The organism is Allosediminivita pacifica (genome assembly GCF_003054175.1).
Classification (GTDB): domain Bacteria; phylum Pseudomonadota; class Alphaproteobacteria; order Rhodobacterales; family Rhodobacteraceae; genus Allosediminivita; species Allosediminivita pacifica.
This window is the reverse complement of record NZ_QBKN01000058.1, coordinates 1-9,531: the sequence shown is the minus strand read 5'-3', so window position 1 is coordinate 9,531 and position 9,531 is coordinate 1. Positions and strand designations below refer to the sequence as shown.

Here is a 9,531-nt window from a genome sequence, read left to right as displayed (position 1 = left end):
CGAGGCGACGATGATTGCCGCTCAGTGAACGAGCGACACCAGCTATGAAGAAGCAGGTGGACGCCAGTTCCTACACCATCTCCCGGGGCACTACCTGACCTTCCGGTGCTGGAAGGTGGTTTATCCCGCTAAAACAGGCAAGAAATAGATGTGAGAGCAGGTTATGATAAAAAATGGCGAAAAGCCCCTCAACCGGCGCGGATTTCTGGCGGCGGGTGCCAGCGGTGTTATCGCGCTGGCGACCCCAACACTCCTTCGGGCGGAGGAAGCGTCCGTGGTGAGGCGCAACATGTCTTCCTTCCGGCTACACGCTTGGCAGGATCACTTCGACAGCCTTGGCAAAGGCATCCTGCTCTCGGACACGAACACCAGGGTGCTCCAGCATTGGACTGCCGATGGGGAGATGCGTATCTATCCCACCTCGGTGCCGTTGTCCGACGAGCTGACACGCCGCGGTTATACCGAAGTGGTCTTCAAGGATGAGGCCCCCGATTGGGCGCCGACACCCTCGATGATCGAGCGCGATCCGACGCTGCCGCGCTATGTGGCGCCCGGGCCGGACAATCCGCTGGGTATTCGTGCCATGCACCTGAGTTGGCAGTACTATCGCATTCACGGCACCAACGACACGCGCAAGATCGGTCGCAAATCGTCGAATGGCTGTATCGGCCTTTATAACGAACAAATTGTCGAGGTTTTCGACAGATCGCCGGTTGGTACACAGGTCAAACTTATTTGACCGAAGCATTCGGTTGCGAGGGGCAAGAAAAGTATGAACAAGACATTGCTGGCGATCGTCGCCTTCTTTCTCGTCGGGGGGTTTGCGGTCTACTGGAATGCGACGCAACGGGCGACGCAAGGCACGGGCCATTCGATGATTCCGCCCGATACCAGCACCCTGGCCGAGGGCGCACCGATCGTCGAGGTGGCGCTTCCCGCCGAACTGTCGGCGGACGCGCAGATCGGAAAGCGGGCGTTCGACGCCAAATGCGCCGAGTGTCATGGTGCGAATGCGGCGGGCCAGAACGGCGTCGCCCCACCGCTTGTACACAAGACCTATGAGCCAAACCATCACTCCGACATGGCATTCGTCCTCGCGGCAAAAAACGGCGTCCGTGCGCATCACTGGAACTTCGGCAACATGCCGGCGGTGGAGGGTGTGACCGATGGCGACGTGAAAATGATCACGCGTTACATTCGTGAGCTTCAGAAGGAAAACGGCATCTTTTGAACGAAAGACGCAAAATCGAACCTGTCGGCTTGCTACGCGCGATGATTCTCTGCGCGCTTTTCGCATTCGGCTTGACCCCTCAGGGCGCTGAAGCCCATTCTTCTGCTCCCGCCGCGACAAGCTCAACGCACGCCGTGGTCGACGATGATCATGGCGAAGATCATACTGTCATCCAGGAGGCATTCGGACATTGCCATCCGGGAATTGACTGCGCACTTGCGGCGATCACGGTGGATTCAGAGCGCGCACACCCCGTCAGGCGTGCCGCGACCACGAAGGTCCGGCCTCCTCACGTAACGCATGACGGGAGCGGTCCGGCCTATGAACCGCCCCCTCCACGATCCTTCACCTGATCGGACCCGTCTCGAAATCAGGATTTGAAGGACAATGACATGAAACCTACAGGGATTATCACTTCCGCCGTGCTTGTCGGCGTGGCATCGGCGGCGCTCGCCCATAGCGGCGCGACCGGTATCGTGAAGGAGCGCATGGACGCGATGTCGGCAACGGGCAAGGCCGTGAAACACGGTCGCCCCGATGATGAGCGGCGAGACGGGGTATGATGCTGATACCGTGCGGCACGCTGCGGAAACCATCGGCATGCACGCTGGCGATGCCATGACCCGTCTGTTCCCGGACGGCAGCGCAGGCATGCCATCGGTCGCGAAAGACGCCATATGGAACGATTGGGAGAGCTTTGCAGGCCTGGCCGAGGAGTTGCACAGATACGCCGAAGGCCTGGCTCTTGCCGCTGACAACGCACCCGCAAGTCAGTCGGACACCAAGTCGAATACAAGCGCCATGATGGGCGGCTCCGACATGATGGGAGCCAACTCGATGATGGGCAGTGGTGACATGATGGCCGATGACACGATGGGGCGCGAAGAACTGGCCGAGATGCCCGCCAACGCGGTTTTCGCGAAGGTCAGCGACACCTGTTCGTCCTGTCACACCCGCTTCCGCGCGAAGGTGAAATGACATGAGGCGGGTTCTTGCAGGTGTTGCCGTCCTTGCCCTTTCCGGCACGGCGGCAATCGCGGCGTTGGTGGTTTGGCCGATTGGCGGACCGCCCGCCGAGATCGAGTTGACCGGCGATGTCCAGCGCGGTGCCTATCTGGCGCGCGCGAGCGGTTGCATCGCCTGTCACACGAATTTCGAGGATGGCGGCGCTCCGCTGGCGGGCGGTGCCCCGCTCGAAACCCCGTTTGGCGTCTTCTACCCGCCGAACATAACCACCGATCCCGAGCACGGCATCGGAGACTGGAGCCTGTCTGACTTCGCGATGACTGTCAGGCAGGGCGTTTCGCCCGATGGCGAGCCCTTGTTTCCGGCATTCACCTATCCGTTCTATGCGGATTTTTCCGATCAGGACGTCGCCGATATGTGGGCAGCATTCCAGACCGTCGCACCGGTAACCAACCCCGCACCACCGCACGATGTCGGTTTCCCGTTCAACCAACGCTGGGGCCTGAAACTATGGCGTGCGCTTTTCATGCATGATCCGCAGACCGAACCGGTGGAAGGAAAGAGCGTCGACTGGAACCGCGGCCGGCAACCCGTGCGCGGCGCCGCCCATTGCGGGGCCTGTCACACCGGTCGGAACCTCGCGGGCGGCCGGATGCCAGATGCCGTTTTTGCCGGCAACGACGACCTGCCCGGTGGAAACAAGGCACCATCAATCCTGTCCGACGATCTGGCAGATCGCGGATGGACCGTCGCCAATCTGTCATATGCTCTGCAAAGTGGTGTTACCCCGTCAGGAGACGTGTTCGGCGGCAGCATGGGTGAGGTTGTCCAGAACGGAACGCGGTTCCTCTCAAAGTCCGATTTGAAAGCGATGGCGATCTATCTTCTCGACAGCGATGTACCGGAAGGCAGGGCTTTGGCGGGGACGCCGAGTATCGGCAAAACCATCGATTGACACGGGCGGGGCGGCGTATCGCCCCGCACATTTCAAGGACACGGAAAAGATGACGACACGGCGAGAATTTCTTGAGCAGGGCGCGGCGACGATTGCGGCTCTGGCCGTTCCGGCCCTGGCGCGTGCTGCAACGCCACGCTTTGCCGAACTCAAGGCCCGGCCCGCGCGCGTCCAACTTGCACCCCCAACCTATCCCAAGACTGAAATCTGGGGCTATGACGGCGCGATGCCGGGACCCGAGTTGCGGATGGCTCAAGGCGCCCGCATCCAGAGATCGTTCCTGAACGAACTGCCGCAGGCAAGTTCGGTTCATTGGCACGGGATCCGCATCGACAACGCGATGGACGGGGTTCCCGGGCTGACGCAGCCAGCTGTCGAACCGGGACAGGGTTTCGACTATGATTTCGTGGTGCCGGACGCCGGCACCTACTGGTATCACGCGCACAACCGGTCAACCGAGCAGGTCGCGCGCGGACTCTATGGTGCGCTGATCGTGGAAGAGCCCGAGGCGCCGGATATCGACCGCGAGGAGGTATTGATCCTCGACAACTGGCTTCTCGATCCCGAAACGGCACAGATCGACCCCGACTTCACGTCACGCCATGATCGCAGCCATGCCGGGCGGCGCGGCAACTTCATCGCCACCAACGGGCGCTTTGATCTGTCGCTGGACGTGAAGCAGAACGAACGCCTGCGGCTGCGGCTGATCAATGCCGCCAACGCCCGGATATTCGTTCTTTCGATTTTCGGGATGGAAGGCTGGACCGTGGCCCTTGATGGCATGCCGCTGTCCGAGCCCAAGCCAGTAAGTGAGGTGCTGATCATTGGGCCGGGCCAGCGCGCCGATCTGATCGTGGACGTCACAGCGGCGTCGGGCGAGACAGCGCATCTTGTGCGCGTCGAGGATCAGGAGGGCGTCTCACAGGTGGCGTTTCCGGTATCGGGCCGCGCGGCGGCGGCGCGGCGCGGGTCGCCACATCCCCTGCCCCCGAACCCACGCATGGACATATCCGGCATGGAAAAAGCGGTAACGGCGCGGCTCAATATGCAGGGCGGGGCAATGGGCACACTCGATGCCGCCACCCTCGACGGCGAACGCAAGAGCTTTCGCCAGTTGGTCGAGGCAAACCAGTTCTGGTCCTTCAACGGGACGATCGGGATGACCGACACCCCGCTCGTGAGCGTGCCCGTGGGTGAGACGATCAAGCTGGAAATCTACAACGACACGTCCTTCCCCCATGCAATGCACCTGCACGGGATGCATTTCCGCGAGGTGACCAAGGACGCGGCCCTTGGTCCCTTCCGCGATACGCTGCTGATGTTCGGCGGCGAGACCCGGACCATTGCCTTTGTCGCCGACAACCCGGGAAAATGGCTGTTTCACTGTCATATGCTGAGCCATGCGGCTTCGGGCATGATGACGTGGCTCGAGGTGACATGATGCGGAAATACCTGATCCTGACCGTCATTCTGGTGTCCGGTGCGGCAGCAGGTGCCTGGCTCATGACGCAGGCCGGCACCCAAACCAGTGCTGCTCCGGAAGACTTCGATCTGGCGCAGGGCGAGGACCTCTACCAGGGCTACTGCGCCTCCTGCCACGGCGCGAATCTCGAGGGTCAGCCCGACTGGCATTCACCGGGCCCGGCTGGCGTGTTGCCCGCCCCACCGCATGACGAAACGGGTCATACATGGCACCATTCTGACAGCGTGCTCTTCGACTACACCAAGCTCGGCGGCAAGGCGGCCCTCGCCGCACAGGGCGTCGATTTTGAAAGCGGCATGCCCGGTTTCGGCGACCAACTGACCGACGATCAGATCTGGAATATCCTCGCCTATATCAAATCCACATGGCCGGATCGGCAACGGCAGATTCAGGCCGAACGCAGCGCCGCCGAAGCCCAGAGAGAAGGAAATTGACAATGCACCCGATGAAAACCACAGCCCTGGCGCTTGGTCTGGCTATCGCGCCGATTGCCGGCTTCGCGCAAGATCTGAGCGATGCTCGGATCAAGGAACTGGCGCTGGAAGCGATCCGGGAAAACCCGCAGATCATCATGGAAGCCGTGCAGTTGCTCGAACAGCAGCAGGCGGCTACGCAGGCAGACGCAGCTGCCGACGTTCTGAAGAACCAGCGCCAGTCGCTCGAACATGATCCGAACGCGCCGGTCCTCGGAAATCCCGACGGCGATGTCACGGTCGTGGAATTCTTCGACTACAACTGTCCCTACTGCAGACGGGCCATGTCCGAGGTTCAGGGGCTGCTCGATGCCGACCAGGATGTCCGGCTCGTCTATCGCGAATGGCCCATTCTCAGCGAAGGGTCTGTCTTCGCGGCCAAAGCCGCCCTGGCCGCGAGGGAACAGGACAAATACGAGGAGTTTCACTGGGCGCTGATGGGTATGGAAGAACGTGCCGAGGAAGCATCGGTCATGCGCCTGGCCGAGGAGATCGGGCTCGACGTCAAACGACTTCGTACCGATATGGACGAACCCGAAGTGCAGGAGCATATCGACGAGTCGATGCGCCTGTCCCAGGCGCTCGGCTTTAACGGAACACCGTCTTTCGTGATCGGAGACGACCTCGTGCCCGGCTTTGTCGAACAGGATCAACTGGAGGCTCTGGTCGACAAGACACGGGAAAGCGACTGATCTCGCTCGCCAGATCAGATGTTGGAATGGCGCCGGACCCGCCGGCGCCATTTTTCGTATCAGGTCGCTGCCGGTGTTTTTGCATCATAGCCGGCATCGCGAATTGCTTCGGACACGGCCCGCTCGCTTAGAAAGCTCTCCACCTCGACAATATGCGCCCCAAGGTCACAGGAAACCCTGGCGGTTGGATCAATTGCCTTGATCGCCTTCTCGATTGCAGCGGTGCAGTGCCCGCAGCTCATGTCCGGTACGCTCAATCTGGTCATGCCTATCTCCTTCGAATTCCAGTTCAGGTGAGGTCTTCCACCGCAGGAAGGTCAAGGACGGAATGGAATATTTTTGAACCCTATTGACCTTCCATCAGGTGGAACCCCTATCTTTCGGACAAATCCAGACAGGAGTCCGCCATGCCAGATTCGCAAACCCTTCGGCTTTCCGTGCAGAACATGTCTTGCGCTTCATGTATCGGACGGGTCGAGCGGACCCTGTCCGCGCTGCCGGGCGTCGATGACGTCCATGTGAACCTCGCCAATGAGACCGCGCAGGCGCAGATCGATGCGCCCGAGCGGATCTCCGACGTCATGACAGCGCTGGATGAGGCGGGTTATCCGGCACGGACCCAGGATGTGCGTCTGAACGTGGCGTCGATGTCCTGCGCCTCCTGCGTGGGGCGCGTGGACAAGGCGCTGGCGGCGGTACCCGGTGTGCTGGAGGTCAACGTCAACCTCGCCTCGGAAACCGCGACCGTGACCTATGCCGAAGGGGCGGTGGAGCTTGCGGATTTGCTGAAGGCGGCCGAGGACGCAGGCTACCCTGCGGAGCCCGCAGAGGACACCGCCTCGGAGGATCGCAGCGCCCGCAAGGACAGCGAGGCCAAGGCGATGGCGCGAAAAACCGCGCTGGCCGCCGCCTTTGCCCTTCCCGTCTTCCTTCTGGAAATGGGCGCGCATGTCGTGCCGGGTGCGCATGACCTGATCGGGCGCACCATCGGCCATCAGACAAGCTGGATGATCCAGTTCGTGCTGACCACCATCGTGCTGGCCTGGCCGGGGCGTGCCTTCTACACCAGGGGCTTCCCGGCGCTCTTCAAGGGCGCGCCGGACATGAACAGCCTCGTCGCGGTCGGCACCTCGGCGGCCTATCTCTTTTCGCTGGTGGCCCTCTTCGCGCCCGCACTGCTGCCCGAAGGCTCGCGCGCCGTCTATTTCGAGGCGGCGGCGGTGATCGTGGTGCTGATCCTGCTGGGCCGCTGGATGGAGGCGCGCGCCAAGGGCCGCACCGGCGCCGCGATCCAGAAACTGCTGGGGCTTCAGGCGCGCACCGCGCGGGTTCTCGTTGACGGTGAGGCGCAGGACGTGGCGATCGAGAGGATCCGCGCGGGCGACATCCTCGTCGTGCGTCCCGGCGAGCGGATTGCAGTGGACGGAGAAGTGACCGACGGCAGCGCCCATGTCGATGAAAGCATGATTACCGGCGAGCCGGTGCCGGTGGCCAAGGGCACCGGCGATCCGGTCACGGGCGGCACGGTCAATGGCACCGGCGCCTTCCAGTTCCGCGCCACGCGCGTCGGCGCCGATACCACGCTAGCGCAGATCATCCGCATGGTCGAACAGGCGCAGGGCGCCAAGCTGCCGATCCAGGGCATGGTCGACCGGATCACGCTGTGGTTCGTGCCTGCGGTGATGGCCTTCGCGGCGCTGACGGTTCTGGTCTGGCTGGTCGTCGGCCCCTCGCCCGCGCTGTCCTATGCGCTGGTGGCCGGGGTGTCGGTGCTGATCATCGCCTGCCCCTGCGCGATGGGTCTGGCCACGCCGACCTCGATCATGGTCGGCACCGGACGGGCCGCCGAGATGGGCGTGCTGTTTCGGAAGGGAGACGCGCTGCAGCAATTGTCCGGCATCGGCGTCGTGGCCGTCGACAAGACCGGCACCGTCACCGAAGGCCGTCCGGAGCTGACCGACATGGTGCTGTCGGGCGGGTTCGTCCGGACCGAAGTTCTGGCACTGGTCGCTGCGGTCGAGGCGCAGTCGGAACATCCCATTGCCGATGCCATCGTCCGCGCGGCCCGGGCCGAAAACGTGGCGCGGCATGAGGTGGAGAGCTTCGAGTCGATTACCGGCCACGGCGTCCGCGCGCATGTCGCCGGGCGCGATGTCCTGGTCGGGGCCGACCGGCTGATGACCCGCGAAGGGTTGGAACTTGGTGCCCTCGCCGAGGCGGAAACGCGCCTCGCCGAACAGGGGCGCACCGCGCTCTTTGCCGCCATCGACGGGCGGGTGGCCGCGGTGATCGCGGTGGCTGACCCGGTGAAGCCTTCCAGCGCGGCGGCCATCGGTGCGCTGCACGATCTGGGACTGAAGATCGCCATGATCACCGGCGACAAGCGCGAGACGGCGGAGGCGATTGCAAGGGAAACCGGTATCGACCAGGTGATCGCGGGCGTTCTGCCCGATGGCAAGGTCGCGGCGCTGGACGATCTGCGGAAAGGCGGGCGGCAGGTGGCCTTCGTCGGCGACGGCATCAACGACGCGCCGGCGCTTGCGCATGCGGATGTGGGCATCGCCATCGGCACCGGAACCGATGTGGCGATTGAGTCGGCCGATGTGGTGCTGATGTCGGGCGATCTGCGCGGCGTGGTGAATGCCTATCAGGTGTCCACCCGCACCATGCGCAATATCCGCCAGAACCTGTTCTGGGCCTTTGGCTATAACGTGGCGCTGATCCCGGTGGCGGCGGGTGTGCTCTATCCACTGTTCGGCCTGTTGCTGTCGCCGGTTCTGGCCGCGGGCGCGATGGCGCTGTCCTCGGTCTTCGTGCTGACCAACGCGCTCAGGCTCCGCCGTGTGTCCCCCGCAATGGACGAGACGAGGTCGGTCCGCCCGGCCGCCAACCTTTACCCCGCCCCTGCCGAATAAGGAGGATTTTGAGATGAACATCGGAGATGTCGCGGAACGCTCCGGCCTGCCGGCCAAGACAATCCGCTATTACGAGGATATCGGGCTGGTCAAGCCGCTGCGCAGCGCCAACGGCTATCGCAGCTTTCGCGACCGCGACGTGCACAAGCTGGCATTCCTCGGGCGCGCCCGCGCGCTCGGCTTCAGCATCGAGGATTGCCGCAATCTCCTGAAGCTCTACGAGGACGACGACCGCACCAGCTCCGAGGTCAAACAGATCGCCGAAGTGCAGCTTGATCGGATTGACCGGAAGATCGCGGAGTTGACGGAGATGCGCGCGACGCTTGCGCATCTCGTCGATGCCTGCGCCGGAGACCACCGGCCCGACTGCCCTATCCTGGCCGATCTTGCAGCGAAAGAGGAAGAAATCGCTCTGCTGAATGAAGCCGGTTAAGAGGGACAGTCGCGTATGACACTGGCTGCAGGGCTGGCCATCATTCTTTTCGGATTGTGCGGCGGCCTGCATGCGCGTGCGATGGCATTCGCCATGCACCTTACCGACCGGAAGCACATCACCGGCACAGGTGCACTGTTGATCGCCCTTTACGTCCTGGCGGCCGCGCATATTGCCGAGGCAGGGCTCTACGCGGTCGGCTTCTTTATCGGCGAATCGACGGGCATTGGCGGTTTTGCGCAATCTGAGGCTCTGATGATGTGACCGCCCCCCGACGGCATCGATGTGCCATATGTGGACGGCCTCCTCCCCGCAAGAATACTCTGACGATTTTGATCGGATCGCTTGCGTTCATATGTCCGGCCTGTTGGTGCGCTCGAACA

General features: G+C 62.8%; 12 protein-coding genes. 11 read left to right on the top strand and 1 reads right to left on the bottom strand.

All coding sequences use genetic code 11. From position 1 onward, the window contains the following. Positions 1-163 precede the first annotated feature (163 nt). The 8 genes from C8N44_RS22405 to C8N44_RS22375 all read left to right on the top strand — a co-directional run bounded on the left by C8N44_RS22405 (position 164) and on the right by C8N44_RS22375 (position 5,800). Positions 164-739, top strand: coding sequence for a L,D-transpeptidase (locus C8N44_RS22405; RefSeq protein WP_188758812.1), 576 nt, complete (start codon positions 164-166; stop codon positions 737-739). Between the two features lie 33 nt (positions 740-772). Beyond that, a complete protein-coding gene (locus C8N44_RS22400) occupies positions 773-1,231 on the top strand; it encodes a c-type cytochrome (RefSeq protein WP_018065817.1) in 459 nt (152 codons plus the stop codon). Between the two features lie 392 nt (positions 1,232-1,623). After that, complete coding sequence (locus tag C8N44_RS23995; protein WP_244641189.1) at positions 1,624-1,794, top strand: hypothetical protein; 171 nt, start codon at positions 1,624-1,626, stop codon at positions 1,792-1,794. Then, positions 1,772-2,209 carry a cytochrome c gene (locus C8N44_RS22395; RefSeq protein WP_210162258.1) on the top strand — a complete coding sequence of 146 codons (438 nt, stop codon included), beginning with the start codon at positions 1,772-1,774 and terminating at the stop codon, positions 2,207-2,209. The genes C8N44_RS23995 and C8N44_RS22395 overlap by 23 nt, the downstream gene beginning before the upstream one ends. 1 nt (position 2,210) lies before the next feature. Next, positions 2,211-3,152, top strand: coding sequence for a cytochrome c (locus tag C8N44_RS22390; RefSeq protein WP_107978926.1), 942 nt, complete (start codon positions 2,211-2,213; stop codon positions 3,150-3,152). Between the two features lie 49 nt (positions 3,153-3,201). Then, positions 3,202-4,593 carry a multicopper oxidase family protein gene (locus tag C8N44_RS22385; protein WP_107978925.1) on the top strand — a complete coding sequence of 464 codons (1,392 nt, stop codon included), beginning with the start codon at positions 3,202-3,204 and terminating at the stop codon, positions 4,591-4,593. Beyond that, entirely contained in the window at positions 4,593-5,069 is a 477-nt protein-coding gene (locus C8N44_RS22380) for a c-type cytochrome (protein WP_107978924.1), read from the top strand. Before C8N44_RS22385 ends, C8N44_RS22380 begins: the two co-directional genes overlap by 1 nt. Before the next feature lie 11 nt (positions 5,070-5,080). Next, entirely contained in the window at positions 5,081-5,800 is a 720-nt protein-coding gene (locus tag C8N44_RS22375) for a DsbA family protein (protein ID WP_026173645.1), read from the top strand. Between the two features lie 59 nt (positions 5,801-5,859). Here the strand turns inward: C8N44_RS22375 and C8N44_RS22370 are convergent, their stop codons facing one another. Then, positions 5,860-6,066: a heavy-metal-associated domain-containing protein gene (locus C8N44_RS22370; RefSeq protein ID WP_018065822.1), complete on the bottom strand. Its 207-nt coding sequence runs from the start codon at positions 6,064-6,066 to the stop codon at positions 5,860-5,862. Positions 6,067-6,207: 141 nt separating this feature from the next. Here C8N44_RS22370 and C8N44_RS22365 point away from each other — a divergent pair, with 141 nt between their 5' ends. From C8N44_RS22365 to C8N44_RS22355, 3 genes are read left to right on the top strand one after another with little or no spacing between them, the layout of a single operon-like run. After that, entirely contained in the window at positions 6,208-8,715 is a 2,508-nt protein-coding gene (locus C8N44_RS22365; RefSeq protein WP_018065823.1) for a heavy metal translocating P-type ATPase, read from the top strand. Between the two features lie 13 nt (positions 8,716-8,728). Further along, positions 8,729-9,148: a Cu(I)-responsive transcriptional regulator gene (gene cueR / locus C8N44_RS22360; protein ID WP_018065824.1), complete on the top strand. Its 420-nt coding sequence runs from the start codon at positions 8,729-8,731 to the stop codon at positions 9,146-9,148. Between the two features lie 15 nt (positions 9,149-9,163). Then, positions 9,164-9,412 (top strand): hypothetical protein, encoded by a 249-nt coding sequence (locus C8N44_RS22355; protein WP_188758814.1) that lies wholly within the window; start codon positions 9,164-9,166, stop codon positions 9,410-9,412. Positions 9,413-9,531: the final 119 nt, after the last annotated feature.